26 protein-coding genes are annotated in these 23,181 nt (G+C 69.9%); 15 read left to right on the top strand and 11 right to left on the bottom strand.

Annotated features, from left to right (window positions below; translation table 11 throughout):
• The coding region (locus PT931_RS36060) for a DUF4331 domain-containing protein (RefSeq protein ID WP_456250215.1) at positions 1–846 on the top strand (846 nt) is incomplete at its 5' end.
• Positions 847–910: 64 nt separating this feature from the next.
• Here the strand turns inward: PT931_RS36060 and nicT are convergent.
• The gene (gene nicT, locus PT931_RS36055; RefSeq protein ID WP_456250214.1) at positions 911–2,029 is read right to left on the bottom strand and encodes a Nickel transporter NicT; all 1,119 of its coding nucleotides are present in this window, start codon (positions 2,027–2,029) and stop codon (positions 911–913) included.
• Between nicT and PT931_RS36050 the strand changes: the two genes are divergently transcribed.
• Both PT931_RS36050 and PT931_RS36045 read left to right on the top strand, forming a co-directional pair.
• Positions 2,022–2,645, top strand: a complete 624-nt coding sequence (locus PT931_RS36050; RefSeq protein ID WP_456250213.1) for a hypothetical protein — start codon at positions 2,022–2,024, stop codon at positions 2,643–2,645. The two genes, nicT and PT931_RS36050, sit on opposite strands and share 8 nt — an antisense overlap.
• 89 nt (positions 2,646–2,734) lie before the next feature.
• Positions 2,735–4,033 carry a CysS/YqeB C-terminal domain-containing protein gene (locus tag PT931_RS36045; RefSeq protein ID WP_456250212.1) on the top strand — a complete coding sequence of 433 codons (1,299 nt, stop codon included), beginning with the start codon at positions 2,735–2,737 and terminating at the stop codon, positions 4,031–4,033.
• Positions 4,034–4,058: 25 nt separating this feature from the next.
• Here PT931_RS36045 and PT931_RS36040 read toward each other — a convergent pair whose 3' ends face one another.
• Entirely contained in the window at positions 4,059–4,415 is a 357-nt protein-coding gene (locus PT931_RS36040; protein WP_456250211.1) for an ArsR/SmtB family transcription factor, read from the bottom strand.
• 48 nt (positions 4,416–4,463) lie between these two features.
• Here PT931_RS36040 and PT931_RS36035 point away from each other — a divergent pair, with 48 nt between their 5' ends.
• Positions 4,464–5,825, top strand: a complete 1,362-nt coding sequence (locus tag PT931_RS36035; protein WP_456250210.1) for an MFS transporter — start codon at positions 4,464–4,466, stop codon at positions 5,823–5,825.
• Between the two features lie 50 nt (positions 5,826–5,875).
• On the opposite strand, the gene PT931_RS36030 is transcribed toward PT931_RS36035, so the two are convergent.
• The 7 genes from PT931_RS36030 to PT931_RS36000 form a co-directional block, all read right to left on the bottom strand.
• On the bottom strand, positions 5,876–6,781 hold the full coding sequence (locus PT931_RS36030; protein ID WP_456250209.1) for an ABC transporter permease subunit: 906 nt from the start codon (positions 6,779–6,781) through the stop codon (positions 5,876–5,878).
• Positions 6,778–7,674 carry an ABC transporter ATP-binding protein gene (locus PT931_RS36025; RefSeq protein ID WP_456250208.1) on the bottom strand — a complete coding sequence of 299 codons (897 nt, stop codon included), beginning with the start codon at positions 7,672–7,674 and terminating at the stop codon, positions 6,778–6,780. Before PT931_RS36025 ends, PT931_RS36030 begins: the two co-directional genes overlap by 4 nt.
• Positions 7,675–7,832: 158 nt before the next feature.
• The gene (locus PT931_RS36020; protein ID WP_456250207.1) at positions 7,833–8,780 is read right to left on the bottom strand and encodes a calcium/sodium antiporter; all 948 of its coding nucleotides are present in this window, start codon (positions 8,778–8,780) and stop codon (positions 7,833–7,835) included.
• Positions 8,781–9,112: 332 nt separating this feature from the next.
• Positions 9,113–10,405, bottom strand: coding sequence for an SLC13 family permease (locus tag PT931_RS36015; protein ID WP_456250206.1), 1,293 nt, complete (start codon positions 10,403–10,405; stop codon positions 9,113–9,115).
• The gene (locus tag PT931_RS36010; protein WP_456250205.1) at positions 10,402–10,848 is read right to left on the bottom strand and encodes a CBS domain-containing protein; all 447 of its coding nucleotides are present in this window, start codon (positions 10,846–10,848) and stop codon (positions 10,402–10,404) included. The genes PT931_RS36015 and PT931_RS36010 overlap by 4 nt, the downstream gene beginning before the upstream one ends.
• 267 nt (positions 10,849–11,115) lie before the next feature.
• Entirely contained in the window at positions 11,116–11,289 is a 174-nt protein-coding gene (locus PT931_RS36005; protein WP_456250204.1) for a hypothetical protein, read from the bottom strand.
• Positions 11,290–11,557: 268 nt separating this feature from the next.
• The gene (locus tag PT931_RS36000) at positions 11,558–11,998 is read right to left on the bottom strand and encodes a hypothetical protein (RefSeq protein ID WP_456250203.1); all 441 of its coding nucleotides are present in this window, start codon (positions 11,996–11,998) and stop codon (positions 11,558–11,560) included.
• Positions 11,999–12,239: 241 nt separating this feature from the next.
• Here PT931_RS36000 and PT931_RS35995 point away from each other — a divergent pair, with 241 nt between their 5' ends.
• The 3 genes from PT931_RS35995 (at position 12,240) to PT931_RS35985 (ending at position 14,611) form a co-directional block, all read left to right on the top strand.
• A complete protein-coding gene (locus PT931_RS35995) occupies positions 12,240–13,316 on the top strand; it encodes a CPBP family intramembrane glutamic endopeptidase (protein ID WP_456250202.1) in 1,077 nt (358 codons plus the stop codon).
• Positions 13,317–13,410: 94 nt separating this feature from the next.
• Positions 13,411–13,740, top strand: a complete 330-nt coding sequence (locus tag PT931_RS35990) for a PadR family transcriptional regulator (protein WP_456250201.1) — start codon at positions 13,411–13,413, stop codon at positions 13,738–13,740.
• 13 nt (positions 13,741–13,753) lie between these two features.
• On the top strand, positions 13,754–14,611 hold the full coding sequence (locus PT931_RS35985) for a pentapeptide repeat-containing protein (protein ID WP_456250200.1): 858 nt from the start codon (positions 13,754–13,756) through the stop codon (positions 14,609–14,611).
• A gap of 79 nt (positions 14,612–14,690) precedes the next feature.
• On the opposite strand, the gene PT931_RS35980 is transcribed toward PT931_RS35985, so the two are convergent.
• Positions 14,691–15,191 (bottom strand): hypothetical protein, encoded by a 501-nt coding sequence (locus PT931_RS35980; protein ID WP_456250199.1) that lies wholly within the window; start codon positions 15,189–15,191, stop codon positions 14,691–14,693.
• A gap of 608 nt (positions 15,192–15,799) precedes the next feature.
• Here PT931_RS35980 and PT931_RS35975 point away from each other — a divergent pair.
• From PT931_RS35975 to PT931_RS35960, 4 genes are all read left to right on the top strand, one after another.
• Entirely contained in the window at positions 15,800–16,330 is a 531-nt protein-coding gene (locus tag PT931_RS35975) for a hypothetical protein (protein ID WP_456250198.1), read from the top strand.
• 447 nt (positions 16,331–16,777) lie between these two features.
• Positions 16,778–17,602, top strand: a complete 825-nt coding sequence (locus PT931_RS35970) for an SDR family NAD(P)-dependent oxidoreductase (RefSeq protein WP_456250197.1) — start codon at positions 16,778–16,780, stop codon at positions 17,600–17,602.
• 116 nt (positions 17,603–17,718) lie between these two features.
• Positions 17,719–18,561 (top strand): SDR family NAD(P)-dependent oxidoreductase, encoded by an 843-nt coding sequence (locus tag PT931_RS35965; protein WP_456250196.1) that lies wholly within the window; start codon positions 17,719–17,721, stop codon positions 18,559–18,561.
• A 2-nt stretch (positions 18,562–18,563) separates the two neighbouring features.
• Positions 18,564–18,638, top strand: coding sequence for a 50S ribosomal protein bL37 (locus tag PT931_RS35960; protein WP_456250216.1), 75 nt, complete (start codon positions 18,564–18,566; stop codon positions 18,636–18,638).
• Positions 18,639–18,684: 46 nt separating this feature from the next.
• Here PT931_RS35960 and PT931_RS35955 read toward each other — a convergent pair whose 3' ends face one another.
• Entirely contained in the window at positions 18,685–18,819 is a 135-nt protein-coding gene (locus tag PT931_RS35955) for a hypothetical protein (protein ID WP_456250195.1), read from the bottom strand.
• 430 nt (positions 18,820–19,249) lie between these two features.
• Here PT931_RS35955 and PT931_RS35950 point away from each other — a divergent pair, with 430 nt between their 5' ends.
• The 4 genes from PT931_RS35950 to kdpB all read left to right on the top strand — a co-directional run.
• The gene (locus PT931_RS35950) at positions 19,250–19,714 is read left to right on the top strand and encodes a hypothetical protein (RefSeq protein WP_456250194.1); all 465 of its coding nucleotides are present in this window, start codon (positions 19,250–19,252) and stop codon (positions 19,712–19,714) included.
• Between the two features lie 72 nt (positions 19,715–19,786).
• Positions 19,787–19,876, top strand: coding sequence for a K(+)-transporting ATPase subunit F (gene kdpF, locus PT931_RS35945; RefSeq protein WP_456250193.1), 90 nt, complete (start codon positions 19,787–19,789; stop codon positions 19,874–19,876).
• On the top strand, positions 19,876–21,537 hold the full coding sequence (kdpA, locus tag PT931_RS35940; RefSeq protein WP_456250192.1) for a potassium-transporting ATPase subunit KdpA: 1,662 nt from the start codon (positions 19,876–19,878) through the stop codon (positions 21,535–21,537). Before kdpF ends, kdpA begins: the two co-directional genes overlap by 1 nt.
• Before the next feature lie 17 nt (positions 21,538–21,554).
• Positions 21,555–23,181: potassium-transporting ATPase subunit KdpB (gene kdpB, locus PT931_RS35935; protein ID WP_456250191.1), on the top strand; the 1,627-nt coding region annotated here is incomplete at its 3' end.

The following is a 23,181-nucleotide window of genomic DNA, read 5'->3' as shown; positions in this document are numbered from 1 at the left end:
GGCAAGTCGTTCACCGGGCAGGCCGACGACCCGTTCTTCGCCGACCTGCGCGTGTTCGACCTGCTCTACGGCGGCAACCTGTCCGAGGTCGGGCAGGACACGCTCAAGGGGTACAACGTCAACGCGGTCGCGTTCCAGGTACCCAAGAAGGATCTGGCCCTGAAGAACAATGTCGCCCGCAACCCGGTGGTCGGCATCTGGAGCACCACCTCGCGCAAGCGGATGGAGGTCACCGAGCCGGTCGCGGAGGACTCCGACGCCGAGCACGGCATGGCCCAGGTGTCGCGCCTGGGGATGCCGTTGGTCAACGAGGTCGTCATCCCGGTGGGTCGCAAGAACGAGTTCAACGCCACCCGGCCGGTCGACGACGCGAAGTTCCTGAAGTTCGTCCAGGAACCGGAGGTGCCGAAGCTGGTCAACGCCATCTACAACCTCCCGGCGCCGGCGACCCCGCGCAAGGACCTCGTCGAGGTGTTCCTGACTGGGGTGTGCAAGGCGTGCGGGCCGGTGCAGGCGGACCTGAACTCCCAGCTCCTCAACAAGGACGTCGTCGCGTCGAGGTTCCGGCCCAGCGAGCAGCTGCGCCTGAACATGAACGTGCCGCCGTCCGCCAACCCCAACCGGATGGGCGTCCTGGGCGGCGACCTCGCGGGCTTCCCCAACGGTCGCCGGCTCGCCGACGACGCGATCGACATCACGCTGCAGGCCGCCGAGGGCATCCTGCTGCCCAACCCGGCACCGGGCGTGGCCGGGCTCGGCGACGGCGTGAACGCGAACGAGAACGCCTTCGGAGCGGCGTTCCCGTACCTGGCGCTGCCGAACGCGGTGTCGGTGAACCAGAGCTGACCAGTGGTGGGGGCCGCAGCCTGCGGCCCCCACCCAGCCCGGGTTTGGTGCGGTGCCTCGAGGCTCAGTCGCCTGCGGCTTCCTCCGCGGGGCGGGCGTGTGCCGTCCAGCGCTGTTCGATCCGGCCGAACCGCCACACGGCGGCGGCGAGCAGCCAGATGCCGGCGAACAGCCCCACGACGGCGAACCCGATCGTGTCGAAGGACAGGCCGTCGATCCAGTCCCAGGTGTCGCCGGTCAGGTCGAGGGCGTCGCGGAGCAGGGACAGTACCTGCACCGTGCCGACCAGAAGCGCCACGAGCACGGACAGTCCGGTGACCGTCATGTTGAAGTACACCCGACGGACGGGTTGGGCCAGGGCCCAGGAGTAGGCGGCGTGCATGAAGGAGCCGTCGAGGGTGTCCAGGAGGGACATGCCGGCGGCGAAGAGGACCGGCAGGCACATGATGGCGTACCAGGGCAGGCCGGCGGCGACGCTCGTACCCGCGATGATCAGGAGAGAGACCTCGGTGACGGTGTCGAAGCCGAGGCCGAACAGCACGCCGATCGGGTAGATGTGCCACGGGCGCCGTACCGACCGCATCGCACGGCCGAGCAGCCGGTTCAGAAAGCCCCGGTTGTCCAGGTGGGTGTTCAACGCGGCCTCGTCGTAGTGCCCGCGCCGCATCCTGCGGAAGATCCGCACCACGCCGACCAGGACGACCAGGTTCATGGCCGCGATCAGGTACAGGAACAGGCCGGAGACGGTGGTGCCGATCAGGCCGCCGTAGACGCGCAGGGCCGAACTGTCGTCGGACAGGTTCGCGCCGACAGTGCGGACCCCGAACGCGATCAGCAGGGTCAGGGCCACGACGACCGTGGAGTGGCCGAGGGAGAACCAGAAGCCCACTGACAACGGGCGCTGACCGTCGCCGACGAGTTTGCGGGTCGTGTTGTCGATCGCCGCGATGTGGTCGACGTCGAAGGCGTGCCGCAGCCCGAGGGAGTACGCGGTCAGGCCGGTGCCGATACCGAACAGCCCCGCGCCCAGCTGGTAGTGCCCGGGAACGACCGCCAGCACGAGGACACCCCAGCCGACGACGTGCAGCAGAGCGATGAACCCGAACATGCCAGCGAGCCGGAAGCGGTCGGGGCGGGCCAGGGGTGTTCGGGATCGGGGGAGGGGGCGCTGTGCTGTGGACATCGTCGACCTCTCGTCAGGGAGGAACCGGCGCGTGGTCGTGCACGAAAACCCGGTAACGGGCAACCCACCCTGTCATCATTTACCGAAAGTGACGACGAGGCAACACACTGCGGGGGCTGGAGTGCAGGGGGAACTGCAACGAACAACAGGAACCAACAGACGCGTCGAGATCGAACTCCTATGGCTCGGCGTCCACCATGGCGCGTTGACCTACCGCGCACTCCGCGACGCTCTGGGCGAGGACGAGTCACCGGATGCCGCCGCGCGCCAGCTCGCGAGAACTTTCCCCGCTTCGGCGCCGCCGGCACTGTTGCACTCCACCTCCTGGCGCTATGACACCGGGCAGGTCGTGCTGACATACGTCGCAGCCTGCGATCCCACGCCGCAGCGGGGCCGGGTACTGAGTCCCGTGCCGCCCGCGCGATCCGGTGACCTGCTCGCGCCTTGTCCATTGGCCGTCTCGGTGGTGCAGGTGGCATCGCACGCGTGCCGTCACCTCGCGATGCTGCGCGTCACCGACGAGCACATCGCGGCTGCGGCCGGCCCTGAGTTCTGGGAGCTGATCACCGCGTACGACGTCGCCCCCGCCGGGGAGCTGGTCTTCCAGCACGCCTGAACTCGCAGCGTCCATACAGGTAGTGACTCTTGTGACGCGGACCGTTACCGTCGTGAGGGGAGCGCTCCTGCGCGCCGGAGGGAGGCACCGTGTCAGGTACGAACCACCCCGGTGTGCTCGCGATCATGGGCTCCGGGGAGACCAGTCCCACCATGGTGACCGTGCACAGAGCCCTGGCCGCCCGTCTCGCGCCCGGCGCCCGCGCGGTACTGCTCGACACGCCGTACGCGTTCCAGGAGAACGTCTCCGACATCTCCGCGAAGGCCGTCGCCTACTTCCGCCGCAGCGTCGGACTCGGGGTCGAAGTGTGTCCGGCGCCCGATGGCGGGGACCCGGCGACGTCCTTGGCGGCCATCGCCGCGATCCGCACGGCCGACTGGCTGTTCGCCGGTCCCGGAAGCCCCACCTACGCCCTGACCCGATGGACGAACGGGACGACCGCCGCCGCGCTGCGCGACCGGATCCGGCACCGCCGGGGCCTGACGGTGTTCGCCTCCGCCGCTGCCGCCACCATGGGCCGCACCGCGCTGCCAGTCTATGAGATCTACAAGGCCGGCCTCGCCCCGCACTGGGTCGAAGGCCTGAACATGCTCGAACCCCTGGGTCTGGACGTCACCGTGATTCCGCACTTCGACAACACCGAGGGCGGCACCCACGACACCAGGTACTGCTACCTGGGCGAGCGCCGCCTCACCCACCTCGAACGCCGACTCCCGCAGGACACGGCGCTCCTCGGTGTCGACGAGCACACCGCCGTCATCGTCGACCAGCACGCCGACGCCGTCGAGATCATGGGACGCGGTGCGCTGACCGTCCGTCGGGCCGGGGTCAGCACCGTCCTGCCGGCAGGTACGACGCTGACCCTTGCCGAGTTGCGCGCGCTCACCCGGCACGGGCCGAGCGTGGTCGACCTCATCCGTGCCGTGCCCACCGAGGTGACGGAACCCGGTAACACTCCGGTCACCCTCGTGGAGATCACGAGAGTCAGCGAGGCTGCGTTCGCCTCCGCGCACACCGACCGAGACGCCCGAGGCATGGTGGAGGCGGTCCTCTCCCTGGAGGCGGCCATCACCGAATGGGCCAGCGACACCGAGGAGGATGAAGGAACCGGGCAGTCGCGCGCGATCCTGCGAGACCTCATCACCCGCCTCGGCGACACCGTCACCCCCGACGCGCTGCACCACCTACGACCCGCCGTCGAGCCACTGCTCGCCCTGCGCCGACACCTGCGAGACCAGGGCGCCTACCCGCACGCGGACGCCATCCGCGACGCGCTCGCCGCCGCAGGTCTCAACCTGCGAGACGCCCCCGAAGCCACCCAATGGAGCCTCGGCGGGGTCCCGGGCCCCCGTGACCCCGCATCCCACGACCGCGCGGCAGGCACCTGAGCGGGTAACCCAACTACCCCGGGCCTCAATCGTGGTCGGGGAGGCCCTTCACGTGGTGGGCGGCGGCGCCGAGGGCCTCGGCGAGGAGCCGGCGGACGTGACCGCCGCGCGCCGCGTACACCGCGCGGCGACCATCTCTGCGCTGGGTGACCAGGCCGGCCAGGCGCAGCTTCGCCAGGTGCTGTGACACAGCGGGCCGGGACGCGCCGAGCCGGTCGGCGAGGGTGGTGACGTCGTACTCGCCGCCGCACAGCAGCCACAGCAGCCGTAGCCGAGTGGCGTCGCCCAGCATCCGGAACGCCTCTGTGGCGGCGTCGACCTGCTCAGCGGGCGGCAGGTGTTCCCAGTCGACCGCGGGCTTAGTATCATCGTGTGCGTACATGAGCACATGTTCTCTCGGTCGACGGGTGCGTCGTTGGAGGGTAGCGGAATGGCCGCGTGGGAAAACCGGACGTACCGTTACCTGTTCACCGCCCAGGTCCTCGCCCTGACCGGCACCGGACTGGCCACCGTCGCCCTGGGCTTGGCCGCGTACCGGCTCGCCGGCCCCGACGCCGGACTCGTCCTGAGCACTGCGCTGGCTATCAAGATGATCGCGTACGTCGTTCTCGCCCCGGTGGTCACCGCCCTTGTCGACCGGATCCCCCGCCGGGCGCTGCTGGTCTCGCTGGACCTGCTGAGGGTGGCGGTCGCGGTCGCGCTGCCGTTCGTCGGTCACGTCTGGCAGGTGTATGTCCTGATCGCCGTGCTCCAGTCGGCGTCCGCGGCGTTCACTCCCGCGTTCCAGGCCACCATCCCCGTCGTCCTGCCCGACGAGGCCGACTACACCCGCGCGCTGTCGCTGTCCCGGCTGGCCTATGACCTCGAATCCCTCGCCAGCCCGGTCCTCGCCGGTGTGCTGCTGGCCTTCGTGGACGCCCGCTGGCTCTTCGCCGGTACCGCCCTGGGGTTCGCCGCCTCCGCCACCCTGATCCTGGCCGTCACACTGCCCACCTGTCACCCGCCGGCCCGGCGCGGCCGGCTGGCCGACCGCGCCACCCGGGGCCTGCGGATGTTCACCGCCACCCCCCGACTCCGGGCAGTGATCGGTGTCGACCTCGCCGTCGCGGCGGCCGGCGCGATGGTCCTGGTCAACACCGTGGTCATCGTGCGCGGCCACCTCGGCGGCACCGACCCCGCCGTCGCACTGGCCCTCGGGGTGTCCGGCGCCGGCTCCATCGCGGCCGCCCTGCTACTGCCCCGGGTCCTGGCCCGAGTGCCCGACCGGACCGTGATGCTCGGCGCGTCCGCCGTACTCGTCGCCGCCCTGGCCGCAGCGGCCACGCTGACCGCCGTGCTCCCCGGTCTCTGGTGGCCGGTCGTCCTCGGCACCTGGGCACTGATCGGGGCGGCCGGCTGCCTGGCGCAGACCCCCGTCGGGCGGCTGATCCGCCGCTCCGGACACCCGGACGACCTGCCCGCGCTGTTCGCCGCGCAGTTCACCGTGTCGCACCTCGGCTGGCTGGCCACCTACGTGCTCGCCGGAGTGCTCGGCGCGGTCAGCGTCCCTCTCGCGCTCGCGACCCTCGCCGCCATCGCCCTGACCGGACTCACCCACGCGTGGCGGACGTGGCCGGCGGCCGACCCCGACGACGTCGAACACGTCCACACCGAACCGGACCCGCACCACCTCGCCGACGCCACCGGCGAACCCGGAGCCTGGCGGCACACCCACCGCCTCGTCATCGACGACCATCACCCAAGCTGGCCAGAAGCGCCCGTGACACGCCCGACGAGCACGTCGAACAGATAGCCTCCCGACCGGCGACGAATGAGTTCTGCCCAGAGCGCCAGCCTGTACTGCTAAGGCGCCTGGTGGCTGGTCACGGCCATGTTGAGACGTCGAACTGCGGGTGACAGCTGCGAGCCGAGGACGGGTCGTCGGCAGATGGTCGGCGGGACCGGTTCCTCACCGCAGGTCGCGCCGTTGGAAGGTTGCCCACCCGACAGCGAACAGCACAGCCGACATGGCCAGGGTGCGATGAGGGCTGCGGGTGGGAGGCCCTGGGCGAGGATGTTGCGTTGCAGGTACCAGTACCAGGGGAGTGCGTAGCGGACCGGCGCGAGGGCTTCGGCCATGGGCAGCAGGCTGTGGATGAGGTAGGTGCCGATCGCGACGGCGGCGGGGATGGCGACGGCGGGGCCGCGTCGTCCGGTGGCGGCGCCGATGGCGTAGGCGAGGCTCATGTGCAGCACGGCGAGGGCGAGCATCGCGGCGCTGGCGGCGATCAGGTGCCCGGCGGGAATGCCGGCCAGCGCCCCGACGGGCCCACCGGACGCGGCGAGAGTCACCGCGAACACGACCCCGAGGCCTGTGAGCAGCCCGACGGCTGCGGCGTAGCGTTCGGTGGCCAGGCGGGCGCGGGTGACGGGGTTGGCCAGGAGTGGTTCGTGGCGGCCGGTCTCCTCCAGCCCGCCGATGGCCGCCGCCCCGGCGCCGATCCCGAACACCAGGAAAAGGACGGGGGCGACGGTGGAGAACAGGCGGGCGTGCAGGTACCCGGCTGGGGAGGTCATGGGGACGGCGGCGTCGTAGCCGATCATGTTGCGGAACGCCTCGGGCATGGTCTTGAGGAGGTCCTCGACCTGGGCCTGGTCTTTGACCGCCGGGTACAGGGCGACGGTGAACACGACGAGCATGGCGGTGCCGATGGCCCACCAGGCGGTGGCGCGGCGGCGGTCGGCGATCATGCGGCGGGTGACGATCATGACTGGTACTCCCGCCGCGTGTAGTAGGACAGGAACACGTCTTCGAGGTCGGCCTCGTGGGTGATGATCTGCTCGACGGACAGGGTGGCGGCGGTTTTGATCACCGCGTCGACGCTGCCCTCCACGACCAGGCGCAGCAGGTCACCGTCGGCGGTCGCCTCGACGACGGCGGGCAGCGCGGCGAACGGTGCCGGGTCAGCGGGGACCGTCAGGCGCAGGTCGATGCGGGTGCGGGCAGTGCGGCGCAGCTCGGTGATGCCGGCCTGTGCCACGACGACCCCTTCGCGCAGGATCGCCACCCGTCCGGCGAGGGCCTCGACCTCGGGGAGGACGTGGCTGGACAGGAACACCGTCGCCCCGTCGGTGACGAGTTCGCGGATGAGGCTCTGGAACTCCTGCTGCAGTAGCGGATCGAGCCCGGAGGTGGGCTCATCCAGGATGAGGAGTTCCGGTCGGTGGGAGGCGGCTTGGACGATGCCGACCTTGCGCCGGTTGCCCGTGGACAACTCCCCGACCGGGCGGGACGGATCGAGGTCGAACCGGTCCTGCAGAGTGCGCTCCCATGCCCGGTCACGTCGGCCGCGCAGGTCGCCGTAGAAGTCCAGGAGCGCCTGCGCGGTCCAGCGCGGGTCGACGGGGAGATCGGCGGGCAGGTACCCGATCCTCGCGCGCACCGCCGGGTCCGCTCCGCTGCCTCCAAGCACCAGGGAGGTGCCCGAGGTTGGACGGAGGAAGTCCAGGAGCATGCGGATCGTGGTGGTCTTGCCTGCCCCGTTCGGGCCGAGGTACCCGAACACCTCGCCGCGCTCGACGCGCAGGTCGAGCTGGTCGACGGCGGTGAGCGTGCCGAACCGTTTGGTCAGGGCGTCGGTGTGAATCGCCGGGCCGTTCACAGCATTCGCCGCAGGCGGGCGGAGCCGGGGTGGGTGTTCATGGCGGTGACCTTTCGCCGTCGGGTCATCGACTCGCCGACCAGGCTTCCCGGCACACCTGTCGCTCAGCGTAGACCCGCCAACACCCCAACGCGAGTGTCCCGGGCCGCCAGCTTGACCTAGAGGAGGAGCGGGAGTGTCGCGGCGTAGCAGCCGAGGAGTACCAGGCCCTCTGGGCGGGTGACCCTGCCGGACCGGCCGAGGAACAACCAGGCCAGACCGCTGATCGTGATCATCGCTACGAGGAGGGCGATGCTGAACGTGCGGGCGGTGGTGGGGGCCGCCAGGCCGATGATGGCACCGCCGGCGAGGCTGTTGAACAGGTTGGAGCCGAGCAGGTTGCCCACGAGCAGGTCGGTGTCACCGCGCCGGCTGGCGGCGATCGCGGTGACCAGCTCCGGCAACGAGGTCCCCAGTGCGACGATCGTGAAACCGATGACGGTCGCCGGCACGCCGAGGCGGCCGGCGAGGTCGGAGGCGTTGGCGACCAGCAGTTGCGCCCCGGCGAGGGTACCGATCAGCCCCAGGATGGTTCGGGCGACCTCCGCCCAGGTTCGGGGTGGGCGCGGGGACTCAAGGAGTTCTTCGACGTCGTCGGCCAGGTCGGGTGACTGCGAGGCGGGTTCGCGGGCCAGGCGGATCAGGAACACGAGAGCTGCGGCGAACAGCACTCCGAGGACCACGCCCGCCCACGTTCCGAGGCCGAGGAGAACCGCGCCGGCCAGGGCGACCGTCGCGGCGATGGCCAGGGGCGCCTCGCGGCGCACAATGCGGGCGTGCACTACCACCGGCGCGATCAGCGCCGAGACACCGAGGATGAGGGTCACGTTGAGGATGTTGGAACCGACCAGGTTCCCGACCGCCAAGTCGGCCTCACCACGGGCCGCGGCCAACCCGGACACCAGGAACTCCGGGGCCGACGTCCCGAGGCCGATGACGACGACCCCGACGACGACAGGCGCGACGCGCAGCCCAGCCGCAAGCCGGCCGGCTCCAAGGACGAGTTGGTCTGCAGCGATGGCAAGCAGGACCAGGCCGAGCAGGGCGAGGCCGATCAGGGGCAGCATGAGCACTCCCAATGAGGGGTAGGGGACGGTGCGGCCGGCGCAGGCGTGGGGCCTGGTCAGCTGGGTTGACGTGGAGCCAGTGGCGGGGTGGGCCTCAGCAGATCGCCTCGAGGACCGCGTCTCGCAGAACGAACGCTTCGGTCATGCCAGTGGTGCAGGTGTTGGCCGACGCGCTCTGGCACCAAGGCCAGATGCGCGCGGCGGCCGTCGCGTTGGGCGATGCCGGCGGTGTGGGCGAGGATGCCCAGCCCGGCGACGTCCAGGGAGCTCAGCCGTTCGAGGTACAGGACGAGCCGGTCAGGCGGGTCGGCGTTGGCTGCTTTCTGCTCGGGCTAGGCGAACACGAAGTAGCGCAGCCACAGGTACGGCGTCGCCAACAACAACGTCACGACCGTGACGACGAGCCCGGAGCGGGTGAACTGCCAGAAGCTGATCGGCCGGCCGTTCCTCTCCGCGATACCCAGCGCCACGACATTCGCGGATGCGCCGATCGCGGTGGCGTTGCCGCCCAGGTCCGCGCCGAGGGCCAGGGCCCACCACAGGACCTGCCCGCCGGTGCCCGGGGTGGCGGCGAGGGTGGCCACGATCGGAGCCATGGTCGCCACATACGGGATGTTGTCCACGATCGCCGACAGGCCCGCTGAGCCCCACAGCAGTACCATCGTCGCCGGCAACGCCCGGCCCTCCACCGCGCCGACGGCGGCTTCGGAGACCTGGCTGATGACGCCGGTGGCCACGAGGCCGCCGACCATGACGAACAGTCCGGCGAAGAACGCCAGGGTCGGCCACTCCACATCCTTGACCACCTCGCCCGCGTCCAGGCGCGAGACGCCCAGCAGCAGTAACCCGCCGACGATCGCCACCACGGCTGGCTCCAGATGCAGCACGGTGTGCAGGGAGAACGCGGCCAGCACGGCGGCCAGAACAATCCCGCTGACGATCAGTAGTCGTACGTCGCGGATGGCGTCCCGCTCACGCAGCGCCATGACCTGCTCGGCGCGCTGCGGGTCATAGCGCAGCTTGCGGCCGAACAGCCGCCAGCACACGGCGACGAACACACCTAGTAGGACCACGATGAACGGGGCCAGGTGGCCCAGGAAGTCGTTGAACGTCAGCCCGGACTTCGAGGCGATGATGATGTTCGGCGGGTCGCCGATCAGGGTGGCGGTGCCGCCGATGTTGGAGGCCATGACCTCCGCGATCAGGAACGGCGCGACCGGGGCCGCGAGGCGGTCGCAGACCAGGAACGTGACCGGCGCGATCAGCAGGATCGTCGTCACGTTGTCCAGCGCGGCCGAGGCGACGGCGGTGACGAGCACGAGGATGACCATGACCCGGAACGGGCGGCCCCTGGCCTTCTTCGCCGCCCAGATCGCCAGGTACTCGAACACGCCGGTGCGTTTGATCACCGCGACGATCAGCATCATCCCGAGCAGTAGGATGATCACGTTCCAGTCGATGCCCGAATCCGTGGAGAAGAACGCCTTCTCCCCGTTCGTGACCCCCAGGGCCAGCATCAGCGCGGCCCCGCCGAGAGCGGCCGTCAGGCGGTGGACCCATTCGGTGACGATCAGAACGTAGGCGCCGGCGAAGATCGCCACCGCCAGCCAGCCGACCGCGGTCACGTGCCCAGCAGCCGGTCGAGCAGCGCGTCTAGCGTGATCGCCCCGACCAGCACCCCGGTGGAGTCGACCACCGCGACCAGTGGGCTGCGGGAACGGGCCATCAACGCCGCCACCTCAAGGACCGTGGCGTCACCATCCACCACCGGGAGTTCCTTCGGCTGCGACGGCAGGCACTCGGCCACCGTGCGATCCCCGAGCTCGGCGAGAAACGTGTCCGCGTGCGGCTCGTCGATCACCCGCGCCAGGGCCGGGTCGTCGCGGATGTAGGAGGGCACCGCCAGGCGCAGGACCTGGGTGCCGGGCAGAATCGTCACCGGCCGGACCTGGGCGTCGACCACGATCAGGCCGGGGAGGTTGTTCCCGGCCAGCAGCCGAGCGGCTTCCACAGCTGGGGTTGACGGTTCGACCACGGGGAACGGGGCGGCCAGATCTCGTGCGCGCATGAAAGACCTCCGGTCAACATCGCGCGACCACAGCGGTCACGGAGCCGACCAGACTTCCCGGCACACCGCCGCTGACCCTACCGGCCGTCAGGAAAACGTCAAGACCATCCGGTCTCGAGAGAAGGTCGTGTCCTCGGCCCGGGCCGTCATGTGCGCCACCGTCGGCAACGGGCTCATCGTGCGCAATCGGTTTGTGGCCGACCGCACGCCGTTCGACGCGTTCGCCTGCGGAGCAGTGAAAAGTGGGAAGCCAGCCCGGGCCTCACATCACCCCGTGGCCCGTACCAGGCGTGGCCCGGCCCCATCCAGATCGGCCCGGCTGGCCGCGTCGGGGAGGTCGGTGAAGGACACGAGCGCCCACGGGAACGGCGCGCTGGCCCGCGTGTCCAGCCGGATCCGCAGTTCGGTGACGGCGGTGGCGTACCGCGCCCGTGTCTCCATCGGACGGACGCGGAAAGGGCCGCGACGCGACACCCGCGGCGTTGGTCGCGAACCTGGGCGAGGCGAGGCCGCCCAGATCGAGGACGTGCCGTGTCCGACGGGTGATGTCGCCGGTGGACCACCACAGCGTCCCGCCGTGTGCGAGGACGGCGCCCACCTCGCGGGCCACCTGGACGAGTCGCGGCTGCTGGTGTCGTGGAGGGTTGGGCGACCCAGGCACCCGTGTCCGACGGAAGCCGTCGGACACGGATTCACGGTTGCGTCGCCTCTAGACGGCGACCTTGTCGAGGAGGAACTCGTACTGGCCGAACTTGGTGTAGACGTGCCCGCCGATGGACTGGACCTTGGACGACCCGGGCAGGCAGGAGATGTTCTCCCCGACGGCGGTGCCCTGCAGCGTGAACCAGGAGACCTCGCCCCGGCCGTTGTTGTTCTTGACCACGACCGAGGACTGGGTCTGACTGCGTTGGGTGGGGCCGTTGATGTTGTTGGTCAGACGTTCCCCGGTGGCGTTGAACGCGATCTGCATCTCCAGGGCGCTGTCCTTGGTGAGGGTGCCGTAGTAGGTGCTCGCGGAGTAGTCAGACACCTCGCCTCCGCAGCTGTTCGGAGGCGGCACGATGGACGCCGACGCTGACGCGGGGACGGCCGTGACCGCCAGGCCGGTCAGCAGTGCTGCCGTGGCGATGGAACGGGTGCTCTTGGACATGAAGTAAGACCTTCCCTAATATGGATGAATCGGTCAAACAATATGCCGCGCTTCGGGTAGATCGATCATGGGGTGGCGGTTCAGGTGCGGGAGGCGACGACTTTCAGGGCGCCGGTGCCGACCGGGTCGGGGAACGTCTCGTAGGCGTCGTTGAAGGAGGCCTCGGGTGTAGACTCCTGAGGAGATCCACAGCCGGCTGGCCTGCGTAGACCCCATGTTCCGCAGCGGTGCTCCGGGGGAGGTGGAACCACGGTCGCGCCGCGAACTCCTGCGCATCAACCTGTGGCTGGTCCCGACCGTCGAGATCGGCGCGGCGATCGGGTGGTTCCTCCTCACACGCTCGTGTGACCTGGCCTCCTGCCGGGGCGGGTTCACCCTGCCGGGCAGGGTGATCAGTGGGGGCGGCTTCCGGTTGAGCCTGACCGCCCTCTCGCCGTCAGTCCTCGTCGTACTGCGTCAGCGGCATGACAGGGTCGTGACAGGGGGCGGGTCGATTCTTTGCGGCATGGACAACACGCAGACCCCTGTAACGGGGAAGAAGGTCGCCCGGCCGAACCGCGTCGTCGAGCTGCTGCTCGCTGACCGGCACTCCCTTCCGCTGTCGATCGCGCTGCACCTCGTGCCCGGCGCCCTGATCGTCGCCGCCTACCTGTTGCTCGCCGAACCGTTCGTCACGGCGATCGGCTACCCGATCTTCCTGGCCTGGGCGATCGCCCTGGTCGTGGTGCTCGCGCCGGTGCAGTTCGGCCTGTTGTGGCTGGGCCGCAGGCGCAACGGCCGGTTCTCGCTGCGCGGGGTGGTGCGCTACCTGGACAGGCCCATCCCGCGCGGGAAGGTCGCCGCCATCATCGCCGGCCTCATCGTGTGGATGACGGTGGTGGCACTCGCGCTCACCCCACTGGACAACCTCGTCTTCGACACCTTCTTCACCTGGATCCCCTTCGAGGGCGCGGGGGGCAGTGCGACGACCTACATCGACGGGTACTCGCATTCGAGCCTGGTCATCACGATGTTGATCTGCCTCCCCCTGACCGGGTTCACCCTGCCCCTCGTCGAGGAGTTCTACTTCCGCGGCTTCCTGCTGCCCCGCATCTCCCACCTGCGCTGGGGAGCTCCCGTGCTCAACACGGTCCTGTTCTCGGTGTACCACTTCTGGGCACCGTGGACCGTCCTGTCGAAGATCATCTTCCTGTTCCCGGCCGTCTGGCTCGTCTGGCGCAAGCACGACATCCGGCTGTCGATCGGCATGCACCCCGGTACGGCCCTGCTCATGGCCACGCTCGGCACCATCGCCATCATCCTGGGCCTCGCGCCGTAGTCAGAGGCCACCACGGGCATCCCGATACCTTGCCTCTCCAACTACCTTGACAGTCACAGTACCGCGGAGTTACGGTTCTGCTCGGAGGTGCTGAATGAGCACGAGCAAGATCACTTCGGATCTGCTGCGCGGGAACGCCGACACGATGATCTTGCGGCTTCTGGCGGAGGCGGACCGCTACGGCTACGAGATCGTCAAGCTGATCGCCGAGCGCTCCCAGGGGGAGTACGAGCTCAAGGAAGCCACGATGTACTCCAGCGTCCGGCGGCTGGAGGCCGAGGGTGACATCACGTGGTACTGGGGCGACGAGTCCCAGGGCGGCCGGCGCAAGTACTTCAAGATCACCGACAGGGGTCGGGCGACCTATGCGCGCAACAAGAGCAACTGGGACTACGCCAAACGCGTACTCGACACACTGCTGTGAGGGGACACCGACGATGAGCGACAAGCTGAACGAGTACGTGTACGGTCTCTTCGCCGCCTACGAGGGCACGAAGAGCATCAGCGAGCTGAAGACGGACCTGCTCGCGGACCTCCAGGAGCGGTTCCGCGAGCTGCGGGCCGAGGGCAAGGACGAGGCGACGGCGTTCGAGTTGACCGTCGACAGCATCGGCGACATCGAGGAGACGGTGCGGGAGATGTCCAACCTCTCCGGGATGCTCGAGCGGCAGATGGTGACGAGTTTCGACGCGAGCAACCTGGCCGGCAGTGACTTCGCCGGCGTCACCGTGCGCGACGGCCGGTTCTCGGCGAGCGCGCTGCGCGGCGCCGACTTCTCCAACGCCGAGATCGCCGGCGCCAAGTTCAAGGCGAGCGATGTCGCCGAGGCGAACTTCGACGGGGCCAGGCTGACCGACGCGAACTTCACGGTGTCGGACCTGTCGCGCGCCAGCTTCCGCAGGGCACGCCTGCTCCGCGTGGACTTCAGCATGTCCGGCCTCACCGACACCCGGTTCGTCGAGACCACGTTCACCGACGTCACGTTCCGCATGACCGACCTGCGCAAGACCGTCCTGGAGCGCTGCGTCTTCGCCGGAGTGGACTTCTCCTACGCCGATCTGCGCGGTCTCACCTTCGACGGGATCCCCTTCACCAGCGTGAACTTCGACAAGGCGGCCCTGGAGGGCGTCTCGATGCGGGGTGCGACGCTGCGCGACGTGTCCTTCCGCGGCACGAGCAAGAAGTACTACAAGGCCCTGCGCACCGTGAACTTCGACGGCGCGCGCATGGACAAGCTGACCTACGCCGCCCTCAAGGGCTGGGGCGTGGAACCCGCCAACGTGATCGTCGAGTAGGGAGAAACCCGGTTCCCCAGGCGGTATTCGAGATCCGTTGACGGGATCCATCGCCGGCTTGACGCCGTGGCGGCGCCCGTCAGCCGAGGTGCACCACGGGCCTGCGGTGCGGGTCGGGTTCGGCGCGGCGGAGCACCTCCCGGGTCACCGGGGCCGTCTCGCCGACGCCGGTGAACAGGTGCCGCAGCATCCGGTCGGCGAGGCTGTCCTCGGTCCATCCGAAGTGCGCGTGCGGCACGACGCCCGTCTCATCGCGGATCGCCAGCAGGACGGCGGCGAGGGTGGCCGGGGTGGGCGGGCCGTAGACCCGCAGGTTGCCGTCCTCCTCGTACACCCTGGGCTCGTCGGTGTTGACCGGGCTGATCGTGAGGAACAGTCCGCCGGGCACCGGGACGCAGCCGGGTTCGCGGACCACGATCGGCACCGCTCCGCCGTGCGCGGCGGCGGTGACGAGCCGGTGCACGGCCGGGTCGAGCACCGCGCGGGAAGCCGGGGGGAGGAAGGAGCGGCGCATCCGGTACGCCGCCGCCGCGAGCACCACGCCCACGACGACGAGTACCAGAAGAGTTTCGGTGATCACGCGCTGATCCTGGGCCCGCCGCGCGCCCGAGGGCAGGGTCCCATACGCGATCCCTACGGCCGCCGACGAAAAAACGACGCGATCCCTACGCCGCAGCCGCACGTTGGAGCGCGCCATGCCACCGTGTGACGCACGGGGAGTGGGCGGTGGAGACCCGCGCCGCTTTCTGGTGCACGAGCGTGACGACCAGCGGATGCGCGTGATGGTGGCCCGTGGCGACCGGCCGGGGTGCTTCCTCGGCTGGCGGCGTTCCGTTGACGCGGGCGTAGGTTCCGCGTAGTGCCGGCGTAGAGATCGCGTCAGGACGGCTGGTACCCGTCGGCGGTGGGTGTTTGACTTGGCGCGTCGGGCCCGAGGGTTCCAGCGGGGCCCGCGAACCTGGCGCGGCTGTGGCACCGGCATGCAGATGCGTTCCACCGGTGCCACGTCCCGACAAAGCCGCCGCGCCCGTGCGACCCGACCGGAAGCCCCTCCGCCGGGTCGCTGGCGGGGTCCGCGCGCCGCACTCCGGGCGCGGACCCCGCCACCGAACAGCTGTGGGGCCGGTGAGCCGGGAAGCCTGGTCGGCGCGGACGTCCACAACGGACACGAGTGTCGGGAGCGGTGCCATGGTCCCATCGTCAGAACCCCACGGGACGACCTCCTCGGTGTGGTGGAGCCGGACCACGAGCTGGCGGGCCGCCCTGGTCCTCCTCGCGCTCGCGGCGCTCCTGGCCATCACCGGCACCGCGCTGCCGGGCCTGGCGCGCCTCGGGGTCCTGACCTGCGCGGCCCTGCTGATCCTGCTCGCGGCGACGGTCTGCCAGGTCGTGGTGCGCATCGACGTGTACGCCGTCCGCGTCCACCGCGGCCTCCTCCCCGGGGCCGGCACCCGGGTCCCGTTGCGCATGATCCGGTCGGTGCGGACGGTCCCGGCGGGGCCGTGGTCCTGGGACGGCTGGGGCTGGCGGTGGCTGCCCCGCCGGAGCCGTGCGGTGCTGCTGCGGTCGGGCGAGGCGCTGGAACTGGAGCTCATCTCCGGCGCGCTCGTCCTGGTGAGTGTGGACGACGCGCGGCAGGCGACGCTGGCGCTGCGGCTGATGGACGGGCACTCGGGCGGAGTCATCAAAAATTCGTCAATTCGGTACTCGGATCATTGATCCCGCAATGCGGGAATGCTTGACTGGTTGGCATGACCCGCCGGGACCCGAGCACACGAGTGCGCCGCCGAGGAGTTGGCTCGTCCACCCCTCGTGCGCTGCGCCCATCCCGGCACGGCATTCCTCGCGGCTGCCATCGACCCGGCCACTGACCACCGCCGCCGCACGCTGATCCCCATCGCGAGCTGTCCCGCATTCCGGGACGGTCGGTGAGTGTGCGCGGCATTCCTGAGCCTGCCCCGGCGGCACGTGCCCGGATCTGAGGGGACCGGGCGCGACCGCCGGGGTAGGTGCCCCTGACCAGTTCCGTGTCCGGCGTCCGCCGGTCCGTCACGCCCGGCGGACGCCGGACACGGAACCTCCCCGGACATCGGACGCTGAGCTCGTCCAGACGTCGATCACGGAGCCCACCAGAAATCGCGGAGCCCACCAGGAAGGGAAGAGGCCATGCCCGAAGGACACACCCCGCGCACGGTACTGGTCACCGGGGCCACCAGCGGGATCGGCTACGCGCTGGCCCGCCGCCTCGCCGCCGACGAGAACGTCACGGTCGTCCTGCATGCCCGCACCGCCCGGGAGGGTGACGACGCCGCCGAACGCCTCGTGAAGGACGGCGCGGAACCACTGCGCCTGCGGACGGTCGCCGCCGACTTCTCCCGACTGGCGGACGTCGCCACGATGGCCCGCCGGATCACGGCGGAGTTCCCCCATCTCGACGTGCTCGTCAACAACGCCGCCGTCGCCGGGGCCCGCAGCCGGATCCTCACCGTGGACGGCCACGAGCTGACGCTGCAGGTCAACTATCTCGCCCCCTACCTGCTGACCCGCAGGCTGTGGCCGGCGCTGACGGCGTCGCCGTCCGGACGGGTGGTCAACGTGTCCTCGGTCCTGCACCGCGACGGCCAGCTGCACTGGAACGACCTGAGCCTGTGGGGCCGCTACACCCCGTTCGCGGCGTACACGCAGTCCAAGCTGGCCCTGTCGATGCTCACCACCGCGCTCGCCGAGCGGGGCGGCGGCCTGCCGAAGGCCGTGAGCGTGCACCCGGGGATCGTGGCGACGGACATGCTCGGCCGGTACGCGGCCAGCGGCGCGCCCGTCACCGACGCCGTCGGTCCGCTGGCCTGGCTGGCGGGGGAGGACTGCGCGGCCGACAACGGCGGCTTCTACGAACGCGACGTCCCGCGCGGCCTCGCACCACTGGCTGTGGACCGCGCCGCCGTCACCCGGCTGTGGGAACTCACCGCGCGCCTGACCGGCCAGTCCGACTGACTCGGGCTGACGCCGGCCGGGTCCGGCCCACCCCACCACATCTGTCCGGCCCGCCGACGGCGCGCCGGTGTGCCACCGTGCCGGCGACCCGCCGGCCTGTCTCCCCTGGATGGATCATGTCTCAGCCTGTTTCCCCGACCGCCCTGGTCACCGGCTCCTCCGACGGCATCGGGTACGACACCGCCCGTCGGCTCGCCGTGGGCGGCTGGAACGTCATCGTGCACGCCCCCACCGCCGACGCCGCGGAGGAGGCCGTCATGCGGCTGGTCCGCGACGGGGCCGACCCGCTGCGGCTGGAGTTCGTGGTCGCCGACTTCTCCCGCCTCGACGACGTTGTGGCCATGGCCGCCCAGATCCTCGCCACCCACTCAAGGATCGACGCCCTGGTCAACAACGCGGCGATCGCCGGGCGGGAGAGCCGCACGGTCACCGGCGACGGCAACGAACTGACGTTCCAGGTGAACTACCTGGCGCCGTACCTGCTGACGAGGCTCCTGTCCGGCGCGCTCAACGCGGCCCGGGCCGGTCGGGTCGTCAACGTGTCCTCGGCGCTGCATGTCACCGGCAACCTGGACTGGGCCGACCTCAACCGGTCGCACCGCTACGCCCCGGTCGCCGCCTACGCCCAGTCCAAGCTGGCCCTGAGCATGTTCACGGTCGGCCTGGCCGGCCACGAGGCGAACCGGTTAACGGCGGTCAGCGTGCACCCGGGAGTGGTCGACACCCGTCTGCTCCCCCTCTACAGCCGCGTCGGCGCTCCGGTCGGCGACGCCGGCACCGTGCTGGCGCAGCTCGCCTCGCCGGAGACGGACGTCGTCAACGGCGCCTACTACGAGGGCCTGAGTCCGCGCCGTCCGGCGGGCCTGGCGGAGAACCTCCGCGCCGTGTCGCGGCTGTGGAAGATCAGCGGCCGGCTCACGGGCCTCGAACAACCCGCCGTCGCGCGGCAGGCGGCATAGCCGTGGGGAAGAGGGCACGGAAGAAGCGCGCGCGGCGCAAGAACAAGGCCAACCACGGCAGGCGGCCGGGAGCCTAGGGAATGCGGAGTGGGGCGGCCGGTCGTCGCCCCATTTCCCGGGTCTCTAGAACACGATCTCCACGGCCAGCAGGGCGCCCAGCGCCAGCAGGACCACCCGGAACACCTTGACGACCCGTGGGCTGACCTCGGACGGATCGGTGGGCTGCGCGACCCGTGCGGGCCTCGGTCGATGACTCATATCCGCATGGTGGACCTGGGAAGGCCCGCGCGGCACCGGTCCTGACGGGATCACTACGCCGTCCCGGCGAAAAACCACGAAATCCTGACGGGTACGCCGCGGGTGCGCTTGTCCGGTGTGCTCGCCGCGCGGGCGGCACGGCGGACGTGCCCGATGTTCGGGGCACGCGCCCGGCCGTGTACTCCCCGCGCTGGAGGCACGGCGGGGCGCGGGGTCGACCGTGGTGCCCCCTGTCGGGCGATTTTTGCTCTATCACCCTTTGGTATTGGTCGGAAGGCAATCCGGCGCCGCGCCCGTCGGGAAAGCGTCAAGAATGCCGGCCCGGCCGTAGGGATTGCGTATAGACCTCTGGTCCACGGCCTGAGCAGGGGTTGTACTTCCTGACGCGGTCGAAGGGCGACCGTGGTCGAACGTTCGTCAGGGAGCAGTCGTGTGGATCAGGCCGGGCGGGTGGGCGCCGGTGGCGGAGGAGACCCCGCTGGGGATCAACATCGCCCTCGGTTCGGCGCTGCTCCTCGTCACGGCGTTCCTCGCCGCGATGGTTCCGGGCTCGGAGCCGGTCGTGCGGTACGCGGTCCTCGTCCTCGCGGTCGCCCTGTTCGCGGCGGTGACCGGGGACGCGTTCGCCCTCGGGTTCGTCGTCCTGGTCGGATTCGCCATCTTCAACGGTTTCCTGGTGAATCGACTGGGTGAGCTGTCCTGGCATGGTTTGACCGATATGTTGCGTCTGGGAGCACTGGTGCTGGCAGCGACAACGGGGCTCGCGGCGGGGGAGGCGTACCGACTGGTCCGCCGCCACCGCGAGCCCCGGCCATGGGTCAACCGACCCGAGATCCCGGGCGCTTCCGAGCTGTCCGGTACGTCATTCAACGAAGAGGAGAAGCACGGTGCCTGATCTGGCGTACGTGGTGCTGACCGTGGCTGTGTTCGCGGTCCTGGCGCTGGTGGTCAGAGGGGTGGAGAAGCTGTGAACGCAGTCAACTTCATCGGCCTGGTCCTCGCTGTCGGGCTGGCCCTGTTCCTGGTGGCGGCCCTCTTGTTCCCGGAGCGCTTTTAATGAACACGACTACAGCCGGCGTGATCTTCGTCGGCGCCCTGATCGCCGCCCTGGTGATCTCCTACCGCTTCTTCGGCGACTACATGTTTCGCGCCCTGACCGGCACGAAGCACAACGTGGTCGAGCGCGGCGTCTACAAGGTGATCGGCGCGGACCCGGCGAAGGAGCAGACCTGGGGAACCTACGCCCGCAGCGTGCTGGCCTTCTCCCTGCTGTCGGTGCTGTTCCTGTATGCGTTCCAGCGCGTGCAGGACAAGTTGTGGCTGAACCTCGGTTTCCCGGCGGTGAAGGCCGACCAGGCGTGGAACACCGCCGTGAGTTTCATGTCCAACACGAACTGGCAGTCGTACTCGGGTGAGTCCACGATGGGCCACCTGGTGCAGATGTCGGGCCTGGCGGTGCAGAACTTCGTGTCCGCCGCCGTCGGGGTCGCCGTCGCGGTGGCCCTGGTGCGCGGGTTCGCCCGCAGTAAGACCGACCAGTTGGGCAACTTCTGGGTCGACCTGACCCGGGTCTGCCTGCGGGTCCTGCTGCCGGTCGCGGTGGTCGGCGCGATCATCTTCGTCGGCGCCGGCATGATCCAGAACTTCTCGACGGGTACCGACGTCACGACGCTCGCCGGTGCGACCCAGCACGTCACGGGCGGCCCGGTCGCGAGCCAGGAAGTGATCAAGGAGCTGGGTACCAACGGCGGCGGTTTCTACAACGCCAACTCCTCGCACCCGTTCGAGAACCCGACGACGTGGACGAACTGGCTGGAGATCTTCCTGATCCTGTTCATCCCGTTCAGCCTGCCGAGGGTGTTCGGCCGGATGGTGGGCGACAAGCGCCAGGGCCTGGCGATCGCGGCCGTCATGGGCATCATCGCCATTGCCAGCACAGTCGGTGTGATGGCCCTGGAGACGAATGCCCCGGGCACCGTTCCCCAGGCTGTGGGTTCCTCGATGGAGGGCCGGGAGACCCGGTTCGGGGTGGCCAACTCCGCGACGTTCGCGGCTGCCACGACGCTGACGTCCACGGGCGCGGTGGACTCCTTCCACGACTCCTATTCGGCGCTCGGCGGCGGCATCCTGATGCTGAACATGCAGCTCGGGGAGGTCGCGCCCGGCGGCACCGGCTCCGGCCTGTACGGCATGCTGGTCCTGGCGGTGATCACGGTCTTCGTGGCCGGCCTGATGGTCGGGCGGACACCCGAGTATCTCGGGAAGAAGATCGGCGCCCGGGAGATCAAGTTCGCCTCGCTCTACTTCCTGGTGACACCCTGCCTGGTACTCGTCGGCACGGCTCTTGCCATGGCGAGCGAACGGGAACGCTCCAGCATGCTCAACTCCGGGCCGCACGGCTTCTCCGAGGTGCTCTACGCGTTCAGTTCCGCCGCGAACAACAACGGTTCGGCGTTCGCCGGTATCTCGGTGAACACGCCCTGGTACAACACGGCCCTGGCCGTCGCGATGCTGCTCGGCCGCCTGCTGCCGATCATCTTCGTACTCGGCCTCGCCGGCTCCCTGGCCCGGCAGCGGCCCACCCCGGCCTCCGCCGGCACGCTGCCCACCCACCGGCCGCTGTTCGTCGGCATGGTCGTCGGCGTGACCGTCGTCCTGGTCGCCCTGACATTCCTGCCGGCCCTCGCCCTCGGCCCCATCGCTGAGGGGCTGTTCTAGACATGACAAGGACTGAGATGGCACACGATGTCGCCGTGGCATCGGCCCCCAAGAGCCCCGGACGAGTGTCCGCCGGCCTTCTGGACCCCAAACAGCTCTACAAGTCGCTGCCGGACGCGCTGCGCAAGCTCGACCCGCGCACCCTGTGGCGCAACCCGGTCATGCTCATCGTGGAGATCGGTTCCGTGTTCACCACGGTGCTGGCCATCACGAAGCCGAGCTTCTTCGCCCTCGCGATCACCGTGTGGCTGTGGCTGACGGTCCTCTTCGCCAACCTGGCCGAGGCCGTCGCCGAGGGCCGGGGCAAGGCGCAGGCCGACACCCTGCGCCGGGCCAAGACCGACATGGTCGCCCGCCGGCTGCTGGGCTGGAAGCCCGGAGCGCCGGACGGCGCCGAGGAGTCGGTGGCCGCCAACCAGCTCCAGCTCGGCGACATCGTCATCGTGGAGGCCGGGCAGCTGATCCCGGGCGACGGCGACGTGGTCGAGGGCATCGCCAGCGTCGACGAGTCGGCGATCACGGGCGAGTCGGCCCCGGTCATCCGGGAGTCCGGTGGGGACCGCAGCGCGGTCACCGGCGGCACCCGGGTGTTGTCCGACCGGATCGTTGTGAAGATCACCCAGAAGCCGGGGGAGAGCTTCATCGACCGGATGATCGCCCTCGTGGAGGGTGCGAGCCGGCAGAAGACGCCGAACGAGATCGCGCTGAACATCCTGCTCGCCTCGCTGACGATCATCTTCCTGATGGCCGTCGCGACCATGCAGCCCCTGGCGATTTTCGCGAAGAACGGCTCCCCGGCGCTGGACTCCGCCGTGCTCGACGGCAACGGCGTCACGGGCATCGTGCTGGTGTCGCTGCTCGTGTGCCTGATCCCCACCACGATCGGCGCGCTGCTGTCCGCGATCGGCATCGCCGGCATGGACCGCCTCGTCCAGCGCAACGTCCTGGCCATGTCGGGCCGGGCGGTCGAGGCGGCGGGTGACGTCAACACGCTGCTGCTCGACAAGACCGGCACGATCACGCTGGGCAACCGGCAGGCGAGTGACTTCGTACCCGTCGCCGGGGTTTCGCCGGACGAGGTCGCCGACGCCGCTCAGCTGTCGAGCCTGGCCGACGAGACTCCCGAGGGGCGCTCGATCGTCGTGCTCGCCAAGGAGCGGTTCGGTCTGCGGGCCCGCGAGGAGGGCGTGATGACCCATGCCACGTTCGTGCCGTTCACGGCCCAGACCCGGATGTCCGGGGTCGACCTGGCCGAGGACGCGGGCGTTCGGCAGATCCGCAAGGGTGCCGCCTCAGCCGTCATGAAGTGGGTCCGCGACAACGGCGGACACCCCACCGACGAGGTCGGCGCCGCGGTGGACGCGATCAGTGGCTCCGGCGGCACCCCGCTCGTCGTGGCCGAACTGCGCCCCGGCCAGCCCGCGCACACCCTCGGGGTGATCCACCTCAAGGACGTGGTCAAGGCCGGGATGCGGGAGCGGTTCGACGAGATGCGCCGGATGGGCATCCGCACCGTGATGATCACCGGCGACAACCCGCTGACCGCGAAGGCCATCGCCGACGAGGCCGGCGTGGACGACTTCCTCGCGGAGGCCACCCCGGAGGACAAGCTCGCCTACATCAGGAAGGAGCAGGAGGGCGGCC

This window comes from Longispora urticae (assembly GCF_053902585.1).
Note: the sequence above shows the minus strand (reverse complement) of the source record. Positions and strands in the feature narration are given on the sequence as shown.